The sequence below is a fragment of the Micromonospora sp. NPDC048170 genome (assembly GCF_040652795.1).
Taxonomy (GTDB): domain Bacteria; phylum Actinomycetota; class Actinomycetes; order Mycobacteriales; family Micromonosporaceae; genus Micromonospora.
Map to the genome: position 1 here is coordinate 90099 of NZ_JBEZMR010000024.1, position 20754 is coordinate 110852.

The window sequence follows — 20754 nt, forward strand, 5'->3', positions numbered from 1 at the left end:
CCGACGGCCCCGGGCAGGTTTGCCTCCCGTGGTCCGCCGGGAACTGATCCGATCATGGCGCTCACCAACCCGCCACGGACCGGCGGTCGCTACGGGTCGGCGGCGGGCACGGGCGCGTTCGCCGCGCTCCTCCTGGTCGCGGTCTGCGGCAGCCCGGCGTACGTCGGCTGGGCCGCGGGTACCGACCCGAACGCCGCCGGCGGCTGGTATCTGCAACTGCTCTCCTGGCCGGCGTGGCACTTCGACGGTGAAGGTGCGACCGGCGGCCTGCTCGTGGCGAACCTTCGGGCCGTCCTGCTCGTCATCCTCGCGGCGCTCTTCCTCTACCTGCTGCCCACGTCGCAGGCGGCCCGGGTGCAGGGCTCGGGGACGCAGTTCTTCTCCGGCTGGGCCGCGTACGTCCTGGCCAGCGGGTTCGCCTCGCTGCTCGCCGCCTTCCTCGGCCCGGAGCCGTCGCTGCTCACGGCGATCCAGGCGGGCGGCACCGGCGCGACCTACGGCTTCCTCGCCGGCTGGATCATCGGCGTGGCCAGCCTCGGCGGCCGGGCCTGACCCGGCCGAGCCTCACCGTTCGGGCGTGCCGAGTTCGAGCAGCCGCGCCCGGCTGAGCACGCCGACCGGCCGCCCCCCGTCGGTGACCACCACCCGGTCCGCGGCCGAGGTCAGCAACACCCCCAGCGCGTCGTACGCCGAGCCGCCGAGCGGCATCGTCGGCAGTTCGGCCACCCCGGTCTCCGGCAGCGGTTCGACGGCCTCGCCGGTGATCGGGGTGACCGCCAGCCGGCGGATGCCCCGGTCGGCGCCCACGAACTCCCGCACGAAGGGCGTGGCGGGCGCGCCGAGCACGGCGGTGGGGGTGTCGTACTGCTCCAGGCGCCCGCCCTCGGAGAGCACCGCGATCCGGTCGCCCAGCCGGACAGCCTCGTCCAGGTCGTGGGTGACCAGCACGATGGTCTTGCGCACCTCGGCCTGCAGCCGGAGGAACTCCTCCTGCAACCGGGTCCGCACGATGGGGTCGACGGCCGAGAACGGCTCGTCCATCAGCAGCACCACCGGGTCGGCGGCGAGGGCCCGGGCCACCCCGACCCGCTGCCGCTGCCCGCCCGAGAGCTCGTGCGGGTAGCGGCGGCCGAACGTGGCCGGGTCGAGCCCGACCAGTTCCAGCAGCTCGTCGACCCGGCGGCGGCTGCGCTGGCGGGGCCAGCCGAGCAGCCGGGGCACGGTGGCGACGTTGGCGCTGACCGTCTGGTGGGGAAAGAGCCCGACGTTCTGGATCACGTAGCCGATCCGGCGGCGCAGCCGGACCGGGTCGACCCGGGTGACGTCCTCGCCGCCGAGCAGGATCCGGCCGCCGGTCGGTTCGACGAGGCGGTTGACCATCCGGAGCACCGTGGACTTGCCGCAGCCCGACGGTCCGATCAGCACCACCAGTTCGCCGGCGGAGATGTCCAGGCTCAACTCGCGTACGGCCTCGGTGCCGTCCGGGTAGCGTTTGCGGATGCCCTCGAGCGCGATCGACGCCGCGCGCGGCTCGGCGGGGCCGGTGCCCTCCGGGGTAACGTCCACACATGTCCTTCCGCCTGAGTTACCGGGCCGACCCGGGTAACCCGTGGTTCTCCGGGCAGTACGTGCGGGACAACTCTGACACGATCCTCGCCGCCGTGCGTGAGCACGCCTCGCTGACCGCGCGTGCGGTGCTGATCGCCGCCCTGATCGCGCTGCCCCTGGCGGTGGCCGCGTACTGGTACCGCTCGCTCGCCGGCCCGGTCCTGGCCCTCACCGGGGTGCTCTACACGGTGCCGTCGCTGGCGCTCTTCGCGTTCATCGCCCCCTACCTGGGCATCGGCGCGTTGACCGCGCTCAGTGTGGTGGTCCTCTACGCGCTGCTGGTGATCGTCCGCAACGCCGTGGCCGGGCTCAACCAGGTGCCTCCCGAGGTCCGGGAGGCGGCCGAGGGAATGGGGTACGGCCGCTGGGGCCGGCTGTTCCGGGTCGAGCTGCCGCTGGCCCTGCCGGGCATCCTCACCGGGCTGCGGCTGGCGACCGTCTCCACGGTGGCCCTGGTGACCGTGGGCGTGGTGATCGGGCGTGGCGGGCTCGGCCAGCTGATCTTCGCCGGCTTCCAGAACAACTTCTACAAGGCACAGATCATGACGGGGACGCTGCTCTGCGTCCTGCTCGCGCTGGTGCTCGACCTGGCCCTGGCGGGTGCGGGCCGGCTGCTGACCCCCTGGCTACGGAGACGGACCCCATGAATCCCGTCGAGGCGGCGCTGGTCTGGTTCAACGACCCGCTGAACTGGACGAACCCGGGCGGCATCCTGGACCGGCTCGGCGAGCACCTGTCGATGTCGGCGGTGGCGGTGCTGCTCGGTTGCCTGGTCGCCTGGCCGATCGGGCTCTGGCTCGGGCACACCGGGCGGGGCGGCGGCCTGGTGGTGCTGGTGTCCAACGTCACGCTCGCCGTCCCCACGCTCGCCCTGCTCACCATCCTGCCGCTGACGTTCCTCGGCTTCGGCAAGCCGTCGGTGGTGGTCGCGCTGGCTGTCTTCGCGGTGCCGCCGCTGCTGGCCAACGCGTACACGGGGGTGCGGCAGGCCGATCCGGAGGCGCGGGACGCGGCGCGCGGGATGGGCTTCTCCGGGTGGCAGTTGCTGCGCCGGGTCGAGCTGCCACTGGCGGTGCCCTATCTGGCGGCCGGGTTCCGCACGGCGGCGGTGCAGGTGGTGGCGACCGCCGCGCTGGCGTCCTTCGTCAACGGTGGCGGCCTGGGCCAGATCATCCGGGCGGGCTTCGGGCTGGACATCGCCGCCGGCGGCGGCCAGATCATCGCAGGCGGCGTGCTGGTGGCCGGGCTCGCCATCCTGCTGGAACTGGTGTTGGCCCTGGTCGAGCGGCTGGTCACGCCGCGTCCGCTGCGGGCCGAGCGCCGTCGGGCCGGCCGCCGGGCGGCGCAGGCGGTGGCCGGGGGCTGAGGCCGGTGCTGCCGGGGCGTACGCCATGCGGGGAGACCCGCTGGACCGGCGAGGGGGACTGACGTCTGGTGACGATCCGGTGACAAACGTTGCCTCGGGTTGGCGGGCCCACGCGGAAGATGTTGGGGTGGGAATCGCGGGTGATCCGAGAGCGGTCGCCCGCCGGACACAAGCGGGCGGCCGGACGGAGATCGCCCGTCGGACACGCGGCCGGCCCGACAGGGTCGCGCCGGGACACGGAAGGCGGGCACTGATGCGCGCACGTACACGCCTGGCCGTCGGTGCGGTGGGAGCCCTCGCCGCGGCGGGACTATTGACCGGTTGCGGCGACGCCGGCTCCTCCGGCACGGACGCCCCGGAGCAGGCGGCCTCCGGGGCCGGCTGCGCGCCGGTCGCCGGTGACCAGCTCGTCGTGCTCGACGACGACAGGAAGCTTCAGAACAGCGACAACGTCATCCCGGCGGTCAACGCCGACGCCGCCGCCCCGCAGCTGATCGCGGCGCTGGACAAGGTCTCGGCCGCGCTCGACACGCCGAAGCTGATCCAGCTCAACAAGGCCGTGGGCGTCGACCGCAAGACGGCGCAGAAGGCGGCCGAGGAGTTCGCGGCGGCCAACGACATCACCGCGGGCATCGCCAAGGGGCCCGGCGGGCAGATCGTGGTCGGCGCGGCCAACTTCACGGAGAACGAGATCCTGGCGGAGATCTACAAGATCGCCCTGACCGCCGCCGGCTACGACGTCAAGGTGCAGCAGATCGGCAACCGCGAGCTCTACGAGCCGGCCCTGGAGAAGGGCGAGATCCAGGTCGTCCCGGAGTACGCGGCGACCCTGGCCGAGTTCCTCAACACCAAGGCCAACGGCAAGGACGCCCAGCCGGTGTCCTCGCCGGAGCTGGACAAGACCGTCGCGGCGCTCAAGGCGTCCGGCGACAAGGTGGGCCTCGTCTTCGGCGCGCCGGCCGCGGCACAGGACCAGAACGCCTTCGCCGTGACCAAGGCGTTCGCCGACAAGTACGGCGTCAGCACGCTCTCCGAGCTGGCCGCCAAGTGCTCGGGCCAGGCCACGGTGCTGGCCGGGCCGCCGGAGTGCCCGCAGCGGCCGAAGTGCCAGGCGGGGCTCGTCCAGGTCTACGACTTCAAGGCCGGCTCGTTCAGCTCGCTGGACCAGGGTGGCCCGCAGACCAAGAACGCGTTGAAGACCGGGGCCGCCAGTGTGGGCCTGGTGTTCTCCTCGGACGGCGCACTGGCCACGGGCTGACCCCCGGCGGTCGCCGGCGGCCCGGTGCCGTCGGCGGCCGGCGGGCGATCAGCGGCGTAGATGCCGGATGTCCTGTTCACCCTATTCCCAGTCGGGGCAACTCTCGGTAGGCTGCGGACCCATGCCAGCCCCGGTCGCCTCCGCCGACAAGCGCAATCCGCAGCTGCTCACCGTGCTCTTCTGGGCCGGTGTCGCCCTGGCGCCGGTGGCGGCGTTGATCCTGCTCGTCGCCGATGGCAACGGTCCGCTGCGGTTCGCCGCCGTGCTCGCGATCCTGGCCGTGGTCCTGATCGGCCTGTCGATCGCGTTGCGCGCCGACGGCGCGGGGCCGGCCCGGAACGAGGAGTTGCTCGACGAGATCGAGGAGCTCCGCCGCGAGCTGCGGGGGGAGATCGTGGCCGCCGCCCAGCGTGGCAACCAGGCGCTCGACCACGCCCAGCGGGCACAGGAGGAGGCCGCCGCGCTGCGTCGGCGGCTGGACGCCAGCAGCGCCGCGCTCGCCGGAATCGACGCCCAGGCCGGTGCCGGCCGCGCCCGGGCCTCCGTCGACGACGCGGTCGCCGGCCGGGGGCGGGTGCCGGGCCGGGAGGACGCGGCGCCCCGCCGGGGGCGCACCGACCGGGACGAGGAGGAGCCCGCCCGCCGGCCCCAGCCGGCTCCGCGTGCCGAGCGGACCGCACCCGGCGGCGGATACGCCTCGGACGGCCCGGCTGCGGGAACGGCCGGCGGGTACGCCACGGATCGACCTGCCGCCGAAGGAACGGCCGGGGTGTACGGGGCGGCCCGGTCGGCGGAGCCCGGCAACCAGCCAGCCCGCCCGCTCGGGGTGCTGCGGCACACCGAGACCGTGCACGTCACCACCCGGCACACCGTCGTGGACGGCGCCGGATCTGTCCCCGGCGACCGGGGCACCCGGTACGGCGGCGGATACGAGGAGCGCTGGTCAGCGGGGCCGGAGGAACGGCCGTGGTCAGGCGAGCCGGACGACCGCTCCTGGGCCGGGCACGGGTACGCCGACGCCGACGACCGGTCACGCCACGACGACCGGTCACGCCGGGACGACGACGCGGCGCCGGTCGAGCAGCCCGCGCGGGGCCGGTCGTACCGGCCCGACGAGGCGGAGGGCGGGGAGTACTGGTCGCAGCTACGTGCCGGGGACCGGTGGGCCGCCGTGCGGGACGACGACCGGGGCCGGGAGATGCGGGTCGGGGAGCGGAGTGCCGAGGTGCACGCGGACGCCACCGGCACCGAGTACCGGGTTGCGGACCGCTGGGCGGCGGTGCGGCGGGACGAGCCGCGCCGGAGGCCGGACCGGGCGGACGACGGGTGGCGCGGCGGCTGGTCGGAGCCGGACGCCGCCCCGGCCCTGCCACCCGGCGGGGTGCCGGTGCCCGACGAGTGGCGTCCCCGCCAGCGGGGGCACCAGTCCGAGGACCGGCACGACGCCCACCAGCCCGAGGCCCGTCGCGCCCGCCGTGCGGAGCCCGAGCCGGAGCGGCACGGCCGGCGGCAGGAGGAGGAGTACCACGGCCACCCGCCGCAGGACGACGTGCCGCGCGCGGGCGGCGCCCGCTCCGCCGACCGCTGGCGCTGACCCGGCCGACTACCGGGTGCGGGTCACTTGTCGATGTCGCCGACCACGAAGAACATCGAGCCGAGGATGGCGATCAGGTCCGGCACCAGGCAGCCGGGGAGCAGCGTGGCCAGCGCCTGCACGTTCGCGTACGACGCGGTGCGCAGCTTCAGCCGCCAGGGCGTCTTTTCGCCCCGGGAGACCAGGTAGTAGCCGTTGATGCCGAGGGGGTTCTCGGTCCAGGCGTAGGTGTGCCCCTCGGGGGCCTTGAGCACCTTCGGCAGCCGGGTGTTGATCGGCCCGGTGAGCCGGTCCACCCGGTCCAGGCACTGCTCGGCGAGGTCCAGTGAGGCGTACACCTGGTCGAGCAGCACCTCGAAGCGGGCGTGGCAGTCCCCGGCGGTCTTCGTCACCACCGGCACGTCCAGCTGGTCGTAGGCCAGGTAGGGCTCGTCGCGGCGCAGGTCCAGGTCGAGGCCGGAGGCGCGGGCGACGGGCCCGGACGCGCCGAACGCGGCGGCGTCCGCCGCGGAGAGCACCCCGACGCCGACCGTACGGGCCAGGAAGATGTCGTTGCGCCGGATGAGATTGTCCAGATCGGGCATCCGCCGGCGGACCTCGGCGATGGCGGCCCGCGCCCGGCCGGTCCAGCCGGAGGGCACCTCCTCCTTGAGCCCGCCCACCCGGTTGAACATGTAGTGGATCCGGCCTCCGGAGACCTCCTCCATCACCGTCTGGATGGTCTCCCGCTCGCGGAACGCGTAGAACATCGGCGTGATCGCGCCGATCTCCAGCGGATAGGAGCCGAGGAACATCAGGTGGTTGAGCACCCGGTTCAGCTCGGCCAGCGCCATCCGCAGCCAGGTGGCCCGTTCCGGCACCTCCATGCCCATCAGCCGCTCCACGGCGAGCACCACGCCCAGCTCGTTGGAGAAGGCCGAGAGCCAGTCGTGCCGGTTGGCCAGCACGATGATCTGCCGGTAGTCGCGTACCTCGAAGAGCTTCTCCGCGCCCCGGTGCATGTAGCCGACGATCGGCTCGCAGGCCACCACCCGCTCGCCGTCGAGCACCAGCCTGAGCCGGAGCACCCCGTGCGTGGAGGGGTGCTGCGGCCCGATGTTGAGCACCATGTCGGTGCCGAGCTGCTCCCCGCCGGCCCCGGTGCCGACGGTCAGCTCGCGGAGGTCGCCGGCGTCCGTGGTCATGACCGTCATCGTGCCATGAACCGTCCGGGGTCGACGCCGACCGGTTGCCGCAGCCACCAGTGCCCGCCCAGCCCGGCCGGGTCGGTCAGCTCGGCCACCGCCGACGCGGCGGCGAGCGCCCGAACGTACCCGGCCGGGTCGTTTGCGGCCAGGCTCAGCGGCGGTCGCCCGCCGTCGGCCCCGAGCGCCCGCAGCGCCTCCCGCTGCGACACCAGGTCGTACGCGCACCGGGCGACCTCGGCACCGGCGGAGGCGACCGAGTCCACGGCGACGTGCGCGGTGACGTCGCAGGATCCGTCCGGCACCGGCGGCACCTGCCGTCCGCCCCGGTACCCGGTCAACGTCCCGTCCACGGGCCGGCCGCCGCGCAGGTGCCCGTAGTCCACGGCCAACGCCACCCCCCGGTCGACGTGGCGTACGGCCGAGGCCCAGGCCTCGTCCCTGGTCCGGCCGATCTCGGCCCTCGTGGCCGCCCGGAAACCCGACCCGGCCCGGTCGGTTCCGGATGTGTGCTCGACGGTCGCCCCGGTCGCGGTGGCGCCCTCGGCCGAGGCTCCGGCTGTCGGCGCCGGCCACCAGCGGTCGAGCCAGTCGGCGTCGGCGGGATCCACCCGATCGCCCACGGTCTCCTCGCCGCTGGCGGGGTCGACGAGCAGGTAGCGCCACCCGTCGGTGTGCACCGCCACGTCGAGCGGCACGTTGTCCAGCCACTCGGTGGCCAGGAGCACGCCGGTGATGCCGTCGGGGACGTCGTCCAGCCAGTTGATCGTGACGGACAGGCCGTCCGGTCGGGGTGCCCTCTCGACGGCGGTGAGGCGTACCCGACGGGCCAGCGGGAGCACGGCGGCGGGCGACGGACGCGCGGACCCGGGCGCCACGGGCGCGGGGTGGGCGGCAGCCTCCATCGCGGCGGAGAGTGCGCGCAGCAGCTCACCGCGTCCGGCGCCCACGTCGACCACGTCGAGCCGGTCAGGGTGGCCGAGGACGGTGTCGACCTGCTCGACGAGGCGCAGCAGCGCGGCGGCGAAGGCCGGCGACGCGTGCACGCTGGTGCGGAAGTGGGCCGCCGGGCCGGAGCCGGACACGAAGAAGCCGCCCGGCCCGTAGAGCGCCTGGTCCATCGCGTCCCGCCAGCGGACCGACGTCGGTTCCGTTCCTCGTTCGGCGTGCGTCACCGTGCCGACCCTACGGCTCGTCGGTCCGGGGCGGCTGGCCATCCCGCCCTGCCGGTCGTGCCGCCGCTGCCGGCCGGCACGCCCGCTTCCATCGGTGAACGTTTTCACACATCCTTGTCCCGGTTCCGTAACCCCGGCGCATACTTGCGATCGACCGGTACCCCTTCTCGAGGACTGGATCGTCGCCATGAGCGCACCTCTGCGCCCGCGTCCGGCCGCCCCTCACGGGGCCGCCGCCCTGCCGGCTGCCAACCCCCGTCCGCTCACCGTCGGTGTCGTCGGCACCGGTCGGGTCGGTGCCGTGCTGGGCGCCGCGCTCGCCGCCGCCGGCCACCGGGTCGTCGCCGCCACGGGCGGGTCCGGCGCCTCCCGGGCCCGGATGGCCCTGCTGCTTCCGGGCGTGTCCCGCCGTTCCGCCGCCGCCGTGGCGCGGGCGGCCACCGACCTGCTGCTGGTCGCGGTGCCCGACGACGCGCTCGCCGGGGTGGTCGCCGCCCTGGCCGACGGCGGCACGCTGCGCCCCGGCCAGGTGGTCGCGCACACCTCCGGCGCGCACGGGCTGGCCGTGCTCGCCCCCGCCGCCGCGGCCGGCGCCCGCCCGCTCGCCCTGCACCCCGCGATGACCTTCACCGGTACGCCGGACGACCTCGCCCGGCTGGCCGGCATCTCGTACGGGGTGACCGCCCCGGCCGAGCTGCGCCCCCTGGCCGTCCGGCTGGTCGCCGACCTAGGCGGGGTGCCGGAGTGGGTCGGCGAGGCGGACCGGCCGCTCTACCACGCGGCGCTGGCGCACGGCGCCAACCACCTGGTGACCCTGGTCAACGAGGCGGCCGACCGGCTGCGCGACGCCGGGGTGACCCAGCCGGAGAAGGTGCTCGCCCCGCTGCTGCGGGCCGCCCTGGAGAACGCGCTGCGCCTCGGCGACGACGCCCTGACGGGGCCGGTGTCCCGGGGCGACGCCGGCACGGTCGAGCGGCACCTGGCCCGGCTCGCCGCCACCGCACCCGAGTCGGTCGCCCCCTACCTGGCCCTGGCCCGTCGTACGGCCGACCGGGCCATCGCGGCGGGCCGGCTGCGACCGGTCGACGCGGAGTCGCTGCTCGGCGTGCTGGCCGGCGACCGGCGGCAGGTGGCGGCGTGAACGGGCCGACGGTGAACGGAGGGGACCACGTGACGGAACTGGTGCACGGCCGCGCCGAACTGGCCGCGGCGCGGGACGGGCTCAAGGGCACCGTCGGCGTCGTGATGACGATGGGCGCGCTGCACTCCGGGCACGAGACGCTGCTGCGGGCGGCCCGGGAACGGGCCGACCACGTGATCGTCACGATCTTCGTCAACCCGTTGCAGTTCGGCCCGAACGAGGACTTCGACCGCTATCCGCGCACCCTCGACGCGGACCTGGAGATCTGCCGGCGGGCCGGCGCGGACGTGGTCTTCGCCCCCGCGGTGGCGGACATGTACCCGGACGGCGAGCCCCGGGTGAGGGTGAACCCGGGCCCGTTCGGGGAGGACCTGGAGGGGCAGAGCCGCCCCGGGTTCTTCCACGGGGTGCTCACGGTGGTGCTGAAGCTGCTTCAGCTCACCCGCCCCGACCTGGCGTTCTTCGGCGAGAAGGACTACCAGCAGCTGACCCTCGTGCGGCGGATGGCCCGGGATCTCGACGTACCGGTCGAGGTGGTCGGCGTGCCGACCGTACGGGAACCGGACGGGCTTGCGCTGTCCAGCCGCAACCGCTACCTCTCCCCGGCCGAGCGGGAGGCCGCACTGAGCCTGTCGGCGGCGCTGCGGGCCGGGGCCGGTGCCGCCGACGAGGGCGGTGACGCGGGGGCGGTGCTCGCCGCCGCGCACGCGGCCTTCGGCAGCGGTACGCCCGGTGCCCGGCTCGACTACCTGGTGCTCACCGACCCGGACCTGGAACCGGGGCCGGTCTCCGGGCCGGCGCGGCTGCTCGTCGCCGCCTGGGTCGGCGCCACCCGGCTGATCGACAACTCGGCGATCCGGCTCGCCCCCCGCTCCTGACCCCACCCGCACCTTTCCCCGAAAGGCACTCCCCGATGCTGCGCACCATGCTCAAGTCGAAGATCCACCGGGCGACGGTGACCCAGGCCGACCTGCACTACGTCGGCTCGGTGACCGTCGACGAGGATCTGCTCGACGCCGCCGACCTGATCCCTGGCGAGCAGGTGGCGATCGTGGACATCACCAACGGGGCACGGCTGGAGACGTACGTGATCCCGGGCGAGCGGGGCAGCGGCGTGATCGGGATCAACGGCGCCGCCGCCCACCTGGTGCACCCGGGGGACCTGGTCATCCTCATCTCGTACGGGCAGATGGACGACGCCGAGGCCCGGGCGTACCAGCCGCGCGTCGTGCACGTCGACGCCGACAACCGGATCGTCGAACTGAACGCCGACCCCACCACTGCCGCCCCCGGCACCGCCGGCACCCCCATCCCCAACCCCCACGCGGCCCCCTGACCCGCCACCCACCCTCCCCCGCCCTCCCTCCCCTCCGCGCGTCGATCTTGCACTTTCGGCCCCGGCTCTGTCCCACTCACCCCTTTTGTCGGGGCGACAAGTGCAAGATCGCGGGGGTGGGATGGGGTGGGGTGGGGTGGGGCAGGGAGGGGTGGGTGTGGGGCGCTTCCGTAGCGGCGTGGTGGCCCGCCCACCGGGCACCGCCGCTGGATGCCACGAACAGTGATCGTCGCGTTCCAGGGCCGCTACGCCTTCGCCGTGCCCGGGCTGGGCCGGGGCCGGGGTTCGGACGCGATGGCTCAAAACACTCGTCCCGCCCCCGCCCCCCTCCGCGAAGGCCCTTCGGGTTGACTGTGGGGATGGACCTTCGGACGGTCGAGTTGCCGGCCCTGCCCCACCTGCTGGCCGCCCCCGCGCCCGGCTGGGTGGAGACCACCGACGTGATCGTGGTCGGTTCCGGGGTGGCGGGCCTGACCGCCGCGCTGCACCTGCGCGAGGCGGGGCTGCACGTCACCGTGGTCACCAAGGTCAACATCGACGAGGGGTCGACCCGCTGGGCGCAGGGCGGCATCGCCGCCGTGCTCGACCCGCACGACACCCCGGCCGCGCACGCCTCGGACACCGAGATCGCCGGTGTCGGGCTCTGCGACCCGGCGGCGGTGCGGGTGCTGGTCGAGGAGGGCCCGACCCGGCTGCGCGAGCTGATGCGCATCGGGGCGGAGTTCGACCGCAACCCGGACGGCTCACTGATGCTCACCCGGGAGGGCGGGCACCGGGCCGACCGGATCGTGCACGCCGGCGGCGACGCCACCGGGGCCGAGGTGCAGCGCGCCCTGCACGCCGCAGTCCGCCGGGACCCGTGGATCCGGCTGGTCGAGCACGCCCTGGTGCTGGACCTGCTACGCGCCCCCGGGGACGGCCCCGGCGGGCTCGGCCCGGCCTGTGGCATCACCCTGCACGTGCTCGGCGAGGGCAGTGAGGACGGCGTGGGCGCCATCCTGGCCCGGGCGGTCGTCCTGGCCACCGGCGGGATGGGCCAGATCTACGCGGCCACCACCAACCCGGCCGTCTCGACCGGGGACGGGGTGGCCCTCGCGGTACGGGCCGGCGCGGCGGTGACCGACGTGGAGTTCGTCCAGTTCCACCCGACCGCGCTGATCACCCCGGCCGGCACCGGCGTGTCCGGCACCGGGCACGCCCAGCAGCCACTGGTCTCGGAGGCGTTGCGTGGCGAGGGCGCCCACCTGGTCGACGGCGACGGCAAGCGGTTCATGGTCGGCCAGCACGAGCTGGCCGAGCTGGCGCCCCGGGACGTGGTGGCCAAGGGCATCCACCGGGTCCTGCTGGCCACCGGGGCCGACCACGTCTTCCTCGACGCCCGGCACCTGGGCGGCGACTTCCTGGCCCGGCGCTTCCCGACGATCGTCGCGTCCTGCCTGGCCATCGGGGTCGATCCGGCGACCGGCCTGATCCCGGTCGCCCCCGCCGCCCACTACGCCTCCGGCGGCGTCCGCACCGACCTGCGCGGCCGCACCTCCATCCCCGGGCTGTACGCGTGCGGCGAGGTCGCCTGCACCGGCGTACACGGCGCGAACCGGCTGGCCAGCAACTCCCTGCTGGAGGGGCTGGTCTTCTCCCGGCGGATCGCCGAGGACATCGCGGCCGGGCTGCCCGAGCAGGCCCAGCCGGCGCCGACGGGAGCCTGGGTGGGCGGCGAGGGCTGGGTGGTGCCGGCCGAGGCGACGCCGACGCTGCAACGGGCGATGACCCGGGGGGCGGGCGTGCTCCGCTCGGCGGAGACCCTCGCGGGGACCGCCGCCGTGCTGACGGGGCTCGGCGAGGGCCGGGGCCGGCCCCGGACGGCCGACTGGGAGGCGACGAACCTGATCACCGTGGCGTCGGCGCTGGTCGCCGCCGCGTACGCCCGCCGGGAGACCCGGGGCTGCCACTGGCGGGAGGACTTCCCGACGGCCGACGAGCGATGGCACGGCCACCTGGTCGGCGCGATCGGGGCGCGGGGCCGGTTGACACAAGCGTGGGAGGGGACCCGATGACGGAGTTGACGGAGCGGGCGTTGCGGGACGCCGGTCTGGACCCGGTGCACGTGCGGCGGGTGATCGAGGACGCGCTCTCCGAGGACCTGGGGCCGGACTTCCTGGACGTCACCAGCGTCGCCACCATCCCCGCAGGGCAGACCGACACGGCCGACCTGGTGGCCCGCGCCGACGGCGTGGTGGCCGGGCTGGCCGTGGCGGCGGCCGTGTTCGAGTTGGTCGGCGAGGTGACCGGCGCCGGCCGTACGGTCGAGGTGTCGGTGGTGGCCCACGACGGCGCGCGGGTGGCGCGCGGCGACGTGCTGGCCACGGTGACCGGCCCGACCCGGCTGCTGCTCACCGCCGAGCGGACGGCGCTCAACCTGCTCTGCCGGATGTCCGGGGTGGCCACCCACACCCGGGCCTGGGCGGACGCGCTGGCCGGCACCAAGGCGATGGTGCTGGACACCCGCAAGACGACCCCGGGCCTGCGCGTCCTGGAGAAGTACGCGGTCCGGGCCGGCGGCGGCACGAACAAGCGGATGGGCCTGCACGACGTCGCGATGATCAAGGACAACCACAAGCTGGCGGCGGGCGGCATCACGGCGGCCTTCCGCCGGGTCCGGGAGACCTTCCCGGACGTGCCGGTGCAGGTCGAGGTGGACACGGTCGCCGAGGCGGAGGAGGCGGTCGAGGCCGGGGCGGACTTCCTGCTGCTGGACAACATGACCCCGGAGATGCTCACCGAGGTCGTCGCCTCGGTGGGGGACCGGGCGGAGCTGGAGGCGACCGGCGGGCTGACCCTCGACGTGGCGGCGCGCTACGCGGCGACGGGCGTCGACTTCCTGTCGGTCGGGGCGCTGACGCACTCCTCGCCGATCCTCGACATCGCCATGGACCTGCGCACCGGGTGAACCGGCGGCAGGCCGTTGTCTAGGCTGCGAGCGTGCTGCTCTGCATCGACATCGGAAACACCAACACCGTGCTGGCGACCTTCGACGGCGACAAGCTGGTGCACTCCTGGCGGATCAAGACCGATGCGCGGTCGACGGCCGACGAGCTGGGCCTGAAGTTCCGGGGGCTGCTCGCCGGGGACGCGGTCGAGATCACCGGGGTCGCGGCCTGCTCCACCGTGCCGGCCGCGCTGCGCTCGCTGCGTAACATGCTGTCCCGCTACTACGCGGACCTGCCGAGCGTGATCGTCGAGCCCGGGGTGCGTACCGGGGTACAGCTCGCGATCGACAACCCGAAGGAGGTGGGCGCCGACCGGGTGGTGAACACCCTGGCCGCGTACACCCTCTACGGCGGGCCGTCGATCGTGGTGGACTTCGGCACCACCACCAACTTCGACGTGATCAGCGGCCGGGGCGAGTTCCTCGGCGGCGCCTTCGCGCCGGGCATCGAGATCAGCTTCGACGCGCTCGCCGCCCGGGCCGCCCAGCTGCGCAAGGTGGAGGCGACCAAGCCGCGTTCGGTGATCGGCAAGAACACCGTCGAGTGCCTCCAGTCCGGCCTCTACTTCGGGTTCGCGGGGCAGGTCGACCGGATCGTGGAGCGGATGATCGAGGAGATGGGCGAGGTGAGCGCGGTGATCGCCACCGGCGGGCTGGCCTCGCTCGTGCTCCACGAGTGCCGCACGATCACCCACCACGAGCCGATGATCACCCTGATCGGCCTGCGGATGGTCTACGAGCGCAATCTCTGACCCCGCCCGGCGACGCCGGGCGGGAGGGCGTGAGTGGGGTCGGTCATGGCGGGCTGGTTATCCCGTAACGCCTCGCTGGGGCCTTGAGTACGCTCGGGACCTGACCCCGCCCGAAATCTCCTTCTGAGGAAGCGTGCCGTGACCGAGCAGAACCCCGTGCCAGTCGATCCCGCCGACGACCTTCCCGAGCAGATGAAGGTCCGCCGGGAGAAGCGGGACCGGATGCTCGCCGAGGGCGTCGAGCCGTATCCGATCGGATTCCCCCGGACCAGCACGCTGGCCGAGATCCGCGAGAAGTACGCCGAGCTGCCCACCGACACCGCCACGGGTGACCAGGTCTCGGTCACCGGCCGGGTGATCTTCGTACGCAACACCGGCAAGCTCTGCTTCGCCACCCTGCGCGACGGCGACGGCACCGAGTTGCAGGCCATGCTCTCCCTCGACCGGGTCGGCGCCGACCGCCTGGAGGACTGGAAGCGCCTCGTCGACCTGGGCGACCTCGTCGGGGTGACCGGCGAGGTGATCACCAGCCGGCGCGGCGAGCTGTCCGTGCTGGTCGAGCAGTGGGCGGTCACGGCGAAGGCGCTGCGTCCGCTCCCGGTGGCGCACAAGCCGCTGAGCGAGGAGGCGCGGGTCCGGCAGCGCTACGTGGACCTCATCGTCCGGCCGCAGGCCCGTCAAATGGTCCGCACCCGGGCCGCGACCGTACGCAGCCTGCGCGACTCGCTGCACGGCCGGGGCTTCATCGAGGTGGAGACCCCGATGCTCCAGCTGCTGCACGGCGGCGCGGCGGCCCGGCCATTCGTGACCCACAGCAATGCGCTCAACACCGATCTGTATCTCCGAATCGCGCCGGAACTGTTTCTCAAGCGGGCCGTCGTCGGCGGCGTCGACCGGGCCTTCGAGATCAACCGCAACTTCCGTAATGAGGGTGTCGACTCTTCGCACTCGCCCGAGTTCGCGATGCTCGAGGCATACGAGGCGTACGGCGACTACGACACCATGGCCGAGCTGACCCGAAATCTCGTGCAGCAGGCGGCGGTCGCCGTCAGCGGCTCGACCGTGGTGACCCACGCCGACGGCCAGGAGTTCGATCTGGGCGGCGAGTGGCGCTCGGTGACCCTCTTCGGGGTTCTTTCCGAGGCGCTCGGCGAGGAGGTCACGGTACGCACCGAGCGCGCCCGCCTGGTGGAGTACGCCGACAAGGTGGGTTTGGCGGTCGACCCGAAGTGGGGGCCGGGCAAGCTGGCGGAGGAACTGTTCGAGGAACTGGTGGTGCCGAGCCTCCAGTCGCCCACCTTCGTCCGTGACTACCCGGAGGAGACCAGCCCGCTCACCCGGGCGCACCGCAGCGAGCCCGGGCTGGCCGAGAAGTGGGACCTGTACGTGCTCGGTTTCGAGCTCGGGACCGCGTACTCCGAGCTGGTGGACCCGGTGGTGCAGCGGGAACGGCTGGTGGCCCAGGCCCAGCTCGCCGCCCGCGGCGACGACGAGGCCATGCGGCTGGACGAGGACTTTCTGCGGGCGATGGAGTACGGAATGCCACCGGCCGGGGGTATGGGAATGGGAATCGATCGGCTGCTGATGGCGCTCACCGGCCTGGGAATTCGGGAAACCATCCTCTTCCCCCTGGTTCGCCCGGAGTAGTCGCGCATCTCCACCGGGTCGTTACCGCATCCTATTGACGTGGCAAGCGTCGCGCAGGTTATCGTGCTCTCAGAATGCAGGAGCACCCTGCTCGAAAGGAATGTGGGACGTGGCCAAGCAGATCATTCATAAGCTGGTCGATGACCTGGACGGCGGGGACGCTGACGAGACGGTCAAGTTCGCGCTCGACGGCGTTCAGTACGAGATCGACCTGTCGAGCTCGAACGCCGAGAAATTGCGCGACGTATTCGCTCAGTACATCGCCCACGGCACGAAGGTGGGCAGGGGCGGCGTCGTCGTCGGCGGCCGGGCCGCACGGGGTCGGGGTGGTGCCACCGCCGACCGGGAGCAGAACAAGGCGATCCGCGCCTGGGCCAAGAAGGCCGGCAAGGACATCTCCGACCGGGGCCGGATCCCGCAGGAGATCGTCGACGAGTACCACGCGAAGGCCGGTCACTGACCGACCGCCGACGGGCGACACCGACGCCGGGCCGGAGCACGACTCCGGGCCGGCGTCGCCGTATCCGCCCGGGAGCGCGTCCGCGCGGGAAGAATTCCGTCCCGACGGGCGTTGTCCACAGCCGGTGGAGAGTCTGTCCACAGCCTGTGGACGAGTCCCGCACGGCCCGGATCCGGGCCGCGTCGGCACCGGCGCGACCCGTGCGACGGGTCCCGCGACCGTGGCCGAATTTCGCTCTGCGCGTACAGGCCGGGGTACCGGAACACGCCCTGAGCGCGGACGGTTGTGTAAAACGACGCGTACACGTCCTTCGACGGGGAGACACGACCTCAGCGGAGTCGGTCCGCGGCGATAGAGTAAGGAGGCACGGACGCCCGTCCCGGTCGTCCGCGCACCGGCCCCGCCACGACTTCTTGACCATCAAGATCGAGTGCGCACGGCATGTGAGGAGCACGAGGGCATGTTCGAGCGGTTCACCGACCGAGCGCGACGGGTTGTCGTCCTGGCCCAAGAAGAGGCCCGGATGCTCAACCACAACTACATCGGTACGGAGCACATCCTGCTGGGCCTCATCCACGAGGGTGAGGGCGTCGCCGCCAAGGCTCTGGAGAGCCTCGGCATCTCCCTGGAGGGTGTGCGGCAGCAGGTCGAGGAGATCATCGGCCAGGGCCAGCAGGCGCCGAGCGGGCACATCCCGTTCACGCCGCGGGCCAAGAAGGTGCTGGAGCTGTCGCTGCGCGAGGCGCTGCAGCTCGGCCACAACTACATCGGCACGGAGCACATCCTGCTCGGTCTGATCCGCGAGGGTGAGGGCGTCGCCGCCCAGGTGCTGGTCAAGCTCGGCGCCGACCTGAACCGGGTCCGCCAGCAGGTGATCCAACTGCTCTCGGGCTACCAGGGCAAGGAGCCGGCCGCGGCGGGCGCCGCGCCGGGCGAGGCCGCGCCGTCCACCAGCCTCGTGCTGGACCAGTTCGGCCGCAACCTGACCCAGGCCGCCCGCGAGGGCAAGCTCGACCCGGTCATCGGGCGCGAGAAGGAAATCGAGCGGGTCATGCAGGTGCTCTCCCGCCGCACGAAGAACAACCCGGTCCTGATCGGTGAGCCCGGCGTCGGCAAGACCGCCGTGGTGGAGGGGCTGTCCCAGAAGATCATCAAGGGCGAGGTGCCCGAGACGCTGAAGGACAAGCAGCTCTACACGCTCGACCTCGGTGCCCTGGTCGCCGGTTCCCGCTACCGCGGTGACTTCGAGGAGCGCCTCAAGAAGGTGCTCAAGGAGATCCGCACCCGCGGCGACATCATCCTCTTCATCGACGAGATCCACACCCTGGTCGGCGCCGGCGCCGCCGAGGGCGCGATCGACGCCGCCAGCATCCTCAAGCCGATGCTGGCCCGCGGCGAGCTGCAGACCATCGGCGCGACCACGCTCGACGAATACCGCAAGCACCTGGAGAAGGACGCCGCCCTCGAGCGCCGCTTCCAGCCGATCCAGGTGGGCGAGCCGTCGCTGGCCCACACGATCGAGATACTCAAGGGCCTGCGGGACCGCTACGAGGCGCACCACCGGGTGAGCATCACCGACGCGGCTCTCGTGGCTGCCGCGACGCTGGCCGACAGGTACATCTCCGACCGCTTCCTGCCGGACAAGGCGATCGACCTGATCGACGAGGCCGGTGCCCGGATGCGGATCCGCCGGATGACCGCGCCGCCAGACCTGCGTGACTTCGACGAGCGCATCGCCCAGGTGCGTCGCGACAAGGAGTCCGCGATCGACGCGCAGGACTTCGAGCGCGCCGCCCAGCTGCGCGACAAGGAGAAGCAGCTCCTCGGCCAGAAGGCGCAGCGGGAGAAGGAGTGGAAGGCCGGTGACCTGGACGTCGTCAGCGAGGTCGACGACGAGCAGATCGCCGAGGTGCTCGGCAACTGGACCGGCATCCCGGTCTACAAGCTGACCGAGGAGGAGACCTCGCGCCTGCTGCGCATGGAGGACGAGCTGCACAAGCGCGTCATCGGCCAGGAGGACGCGGTCAAGGCGGTCTCGAAGGCGATCCGGCGCACCCGGGCCGGCCTGAAGGACCCGAAGCGTCCGTCGGGCTCGTTCATATTCGCCGGCCCGTCGGGTGTCGGTAAGACCGAGCTCTCCAAGGCGCTGGCCGAGTTCCTGTTCGGCAGCGAGGACGCCCTCATCCAGCTGGACATGTCCGAGTTCCACGACCGCTACACGGTCTCCCGGCTGGTGGGTGCCCCTCCCGGCTACGTCGGCTACGACGAGGGCGGCCAGCTGACCGAGAAGGTGCGGCGTCGGCCGTTCTCGGTGGTGCTCTTCGACGAGATCGAGAAGGCCCACCCGGACGTGTTCAACACGCTGCTCCAGATCCTGGAGGACGGTCGGCTCACCGACGGCCAGGGACGGATCGTGGACTTCAAGAACACGGTCATCATCCTGACCACCAACCTGGGCACCCGCGACGTCGCCAAGGCGGTCTCGATCGGCTTCCAGGCGTCGGAGGACTCCGAGTCCAACTACGAGCGGATGAAGCAGAAGGTCAACGACGAGCTCAAGCAGCACTTCCGGCCTGAGTTCCTCAACCGGATCGACGACACCATCGTCTTCCACCAGCTGCGCCAGTCGGAGATCCTCTCGATCGTGGACATCATGATCCAGCGGATCGAGGGCCAGCTGCGGAACAAGGACATGGGCCTGGAGCTGACCGACAACGCCAAGAAGTACCTGGCGAAGAAGGGCTTCGACCCGGTGCTCGGTGCACGTCCGCTGCGTCGCACCATCCAGCGCGACATCGAGGACAACCTGTCCGAGCGGATCCTCTTCAACGAACTGGTCCCAGGCCAGATCGTGGTGGTGGACTGCGAGGGCGACCCGGAGAACATCGACAAGTCCAAGCTCATCTTCACGGGTGCGGAAAAGCCGGCCACCGTGCCGGACGCCGTCCCGGCCGACCTCGGCGGCACCGCCGCCGCAGGCGCGGACGAGTAAGGCCGAACAGCACGAGGGCGGCGGCCCGGTGGCACCAACCACCGGGCCGCCGCCCTTTTCGGTGTACGCCCCGCTCGGCCCCGCTCGGCCCCGCCTGCCCCGCTCGGCCCCGCTCGGCCCCGCCTGCCCCGCTCGGCCCCGCTCGGCCCCGCCTGCCCCGCTCGGCCCCGCTCGGCCCCGCCTGCCCCGCCTGCCCCGCTCGGCCCCGCCTAGGCCCGACTTCCCCGTCCAACCTCACCCGCTTTGCTCTCCCCCTTGGCCCCCGCCGTTACCGCCCCGCTGCCTGGCCCCCTGCTCTTACCGCCCCCCGCTGCCTGGCTGCCCCCTGCCCCCGCCCGTTTGGCTTGCCTGGCCGCCCAGAAGGCAGCGGGTGACAGCCCCGGGGAGGGACCTCCCGCATCGGGCTCGGCGTCGCAGCCCGCCTAACCATCGCATTCTGCTCAACACTCGCATTCTGCTTAACCATCGCATTCCGCCCGCGTCACCGCATCGCACTCCTATGTCGCACATCTGGGACATAACCCTCTGGATGCCCGCGTTTGCGTTCCCCTTTGGCGGGGCGCTCAGCTTCGACAGCTCTGCCGACCATGATCGTCTGATGGAAAACCGGCGGGATCCATCCCCGTGCTCCGGTTGTCGGTCAACTGATCATGGCAGTGAATGAGCCGGAGTCGCGGCGGGAGCGGAGGGGTGTGGATGACGCCCTGGGGACCGAACCGCTCCCCGAGCGCGCCCAGCCCCCGCCGCCGCCCCCGGCAGCACTATGGGCGGGCCTCAGGTCGCCACGAGCGAACGATATGCGGCGCCTGTCGAATATGACGCATCTGTCCGGGTTCGGGGTGGCGGGCGCCACCGGCCGGGCGGGCATGGTTCAGGGTGCCGGATCGTTGTAACCATCGTGGCCGCGTGAGTCGGCGAGCAGGACGACCCTGCGCAGCCGTCGGCCCCTCTGGGTAATCGGACGCGGACAGTCGTCGTCCGGAGGCGGCCCTTCGTCGGCGGGACGGTCGACGGAATGCGAGCCGGGCCGGCACGGTTACATCCCCCGGCGCACCGAGTACCGCCGCGCCCGAGACACAGCGGCCATGGAATGTGTGGCCCGCCCGGGAGGTTGCATCCTCCCGCAACGTGCCCCGGCCCCGCCGGGGACATGACGCAGAACCTTTCCTCATCCGCGGCGCACCCGCCCCCTTCTGGTGTGTGTCGCGTACCCCCGATCGAAAGGTGCCTTGTCATCATGCGTACCGACATCTTC

At 72.8% G+C, this 20754-nt stretch carries 17 protein-coding genes; 14 read left to right on the plus strand and 3 right to left on the minus strand.

Translation table 11 applies throughout. The features are described from left to right. Positions 1-54 precede the first annotated feature (54 nt). Entirely contained in the window at positions 55-552 is a 498-nt protein-coding gene (locus AB0D32_RS24735; protein ID WP_357094733.1) for a hypothetical protein, read from the plus strand. A 12-nt stretch (positions 553-564) separates the two neighbouring features. On the opposite strand, the gene AB0D32_RS24740 is transcribed toward AB0D32_RS24735, so the two are convergent. Then, the gene (locus tag AB0D32_RS24740; RefSeq protein WP_357094736.1) at positions 565-1566 is read right to left on the minus strand and encodes an ATP-binding cassette domain-containing protein; all 1002 of its coding nucleotides are present in this window, start codon (positions 1564-1566) and stop codon (positions 565-567) included. 2 nt (positions 1567-1568) lie between these two features. Between AB0D32_RS24740 and AB0D32_RS24745 the strand changes: the two genes are divergently transcribed. The 4 genes from AB0D32_RS24745 to AB0D32_RS24760 all read left to right on the plus strand — a co-directional run bounded on the left by AB0D32_RS24745 (position 1569) and on the right by AB0D32_RS24760 (position 5826). Then, positions 1569-2255, plus strand: coding sequence for an ABC transporter permease (locus AB0D32_RS24745; protein ID WP_357094739.1), 687 nt, complete (start codon positions 1569-1571; stop codon positions 2253-2255). Then, a complete protein-coding gene (locus tag AB0D32_RS24750; protein WP_357094742.1) occupies positions 2252-2974 on the plus strand; it encodes an ABC transporter permease subunit in 723 nt (240 codons plus the stop codon). The genes AB0D32_RS24745 and AB0D32_RS24750 overlap by 4 nt, the downstream gene beginning before the upstream one ends. A gap of 253 nt (positions 2975-3227) precedes the next feature. Next, positions 3228-4232, plus strand: a complete 1005-nt coding sequence (locus AB0D32_RS24755; protein WP_357094744.1) for a glycine betaine ABC transporter substrate-binding protein — start codon at positions 3228-3230, stop codon at positions 4230-4232. A gap of 121 nt (positions 4233-4353) precedes the next feature. Continuing rightward, positions 4354-5826 carry a hypothetical protein gene (locus tag AB0D32_RS24760; protein ID WP_357094748.1) on the plus strand — a complete coding sequence of 491 codons (1473 nt, stop codon included), beginning with the start codon at positions 4354-4356 and terminating at the stop codon, positions 5824-5826. A gap of 23 nt (positions 5827-5849) precedes the next feature. Here AB0D32_RS24760 and AB0D32_RS24765 read toward each other — a convergent pair whose 3' ends face one another. After that, positions 5850-7019: an NADH-quinone oxidoreductase subunit D gene (locus AB0D32_RS24765; protein ID WP_357094750.1), complete on the minus strand. Its 1170-nt coding sequence runs from the start codon at positions 7017-7019 to the stop codon at positions 5850-5852. Further along, positions 7016-8131, minus strand: a complete 1116-nt coding sequence (locus AB0D32_RS24770) for an SAM-dependent methyltransferase (RefSeq protein WP_357094806.1) — start codon at positions 8129-8131, stop codon at positions 7016-7018. The genes AB0D32_RS24765 and AB0D32_RS24770 overlap by 4 nt, the downstream gene beginning before the upstream one ends. A gap of 241 nt (positions 8132-8372) precedes the next feature. Here AB0D32_RS24770 and AB0D32_RS24775 point away from each other — a divergent pair, with 241 nt between their 5' ends. The 9 genes from AB0D32_RS24775 to AB0D32_RS24815 all read left to right on the plus strand — a co-directional run bounded on the left by AB0D32_RS24775 (position 8373) and on the right by AB0D32_RS24815 (position 19499). Continuing rightward, positions 8373-9326, plus strand: coding sequence for a Rossmann-like and DUF2520 domain-containing protein (locus tag AB0D32_RS24775; protein WP_357094753.1), 954 nt, complete (start codon positions 8373-8375; stop codon positions 9324-9326). Between the two features lie 29 nt (positions 9327-9355). Then, positions 9356-10204: a pantoate--beta-alanine ligase gene (gene panC / locus AB0D32_RS24780; RefSeq protein ID WP_357094756.1), complete on the plus strand. Its 849-nt coding sequence runs from the start codon at positions 9356-9358 to the stop codon at positions 10202-10204. 35 nt (positions 10205-10239) lie between these two features. Next, the gene (gene panD, locus AB0D32_RS24785) at positions 10240-10662 is read left to right on the plus strand and encodes an aspartate 1-decarboxylase (protein ID WP_357094759.1); all 423 of its coding nucleotides are present in this window, start codon (positions 10240-10242) and stop codon (positions 10660-10662) included. A gap of 359 nt (positions 10663-11021) precedes the next feature. After that, a complete protein-coding gene (locus tag AB0D32_RS24790) occupies positions 11022-12716 on the plus strand; it encodes an L-aspartate oxidase (protein WP_357094762.1) in 1695 nt (564 codons plus the stop codon). After that, on the plus strand, positions 12713-13609 hold the full coding sequence (gene nadC, locus AB0D32_RS24795) for a carboxylating nicotinate-nucleotide diphosphorylase (RefSeq protein WP_357094765.1): 897 nt from the start codon (positions 12713-12715) through the stop codon (positions 13607-13609). Before AB0D32_RS24790 ends, nadC begins: the two co-directional genes overlap by 4 nt. 32 nt (positions 13610-13641) lie before the next feature. After that, positions 13642-14400, plus strand: a complete 759-nt coding sequence (locus AB0D32_RS24800; RefSeq protein WP_357094768.1) for a type III pantothenate kinase — start codon at positions 13642-13644, stop codon at positions 14398-14400. 138 nt (positions 14401-14538) lie between these two features. Next, positions 14539-16047, plus strand: coding sequence for a lysine--tRNA ligase (gene lysS / locus AB0D32_RS24805; protein WP_357094771.1), 1509 nt, complete (start codon positions 14539-14541; stop codon positions 16045-16047). 109 nt (positions 16048-16156) lie between these two features. Then, on the plus strand, positions 16157-16507 hold the full coding sequence (locus AB0D32_RS24810; RefSeq protein WP_357094775.1) for an Lsr2 family protein: 351 nt from the start codon (positions 16157-16159) through the stop codon (positions 16505-16507). Positions 16508-16967: 460 nt separating this feature from the next. After that, positions 16968-19499, plus strand: coding sequence for an ATP-dependent Clp protease ATP-binding subunit (locus AB0D32_RS24815; protein WP_357094780.1), 2532 nt, complete (start codon positions 16968-16970; stop codon positions 19497-19499). Positions 19500-20754: the final 1255 nt, after the last annotated feature.

Bases quoted from the DNA above. Each gene is read 5' to 3' on its own strand.
- AB0D32_RS24770 (WP_357094806.1), bottom strand. From the start codon at position 8,131: ATGGACCAGGCGCTCTACGGGCCGGGCGGCTTCTTCGTGTCCGGCTCC.
- panD (WP_357094759.1), top strand. From the start codon at position 10,240: ATGCTGCGCACCATGCTCAAGTCGAAGATCCACCGGGCGACGGTGACC.
- AB0D32_RS24815 (WP_357094780.1), top strand. From the start codon at position 16,968: ATGTTCGAGCGGTTCACCGACCGAGCGCGACGGGTTGTCGTCCTGGCC.
- AB0D32_RS24775 (WP_357094753.1), top strand. From the start codon at position 8,373: ATGAGCGCACCTCTGCGCCCGCGTCCGGCCGCCCCTCACGGGGCCGCC.
- AB0D32_RS24755 (WP_357094744.1), top strand. From the start codon at position 3,228: ATGCGCGCACGTACACGCCTGGCCGTCGGTGCGGTGGGAGCCCTCGCC.
- AB0D32_RS24790 (WP_357094762.1), top strand. From the start codon at position 11,022: ATGGACCTTCGGACGGTCGAGTTGCCGGCCCTGCCCCACCTGCTGGCC.
- AB0D32_RS24765 (WP_357094750.1), bottom strand. From the start codon at position 7,019: ATGACGGTCATGACCACGGACGCCGGCGACCTCCGCGAGCTGACCGTC.
- AB0D32_RS24745 (WP_357094739.1), top strand. From the start codon at position 1,569: ATGTCCTTCCGCCTGAGTTACCGGGCCGACCCGGGTAACCCGTGGTTC.
- AB0D32_RS24735 (WP_357094733.1), top strand. From the start codon at position 55: ATGGCGCTCACCAACCCGCCACGGACCGGCGGTCGCTACGGGTCGGCG.
- AB0D32_RS24760 (WP_357094748.1), top strand. From the start codon at position 4,354: ATGCCAGCCCCGGTCGCCTCCGCCGACAAGCGCAATCCGCAGCTGCTC.
- nadC (WP_357094765.1), top strand. From the start codon at position 12,713: ATGACGGAGTTGACGGAGCGGGCGTTGCGGGACGCCGGTCTGGACCCG.
- AB0D32_RS24750 (WP_357094742.1), top strand. From the start codon at position 2,252: ATGAATCCCGTCGAGGCGGCGCTGGTCTGGTTCAACGACCCGCTGAAC.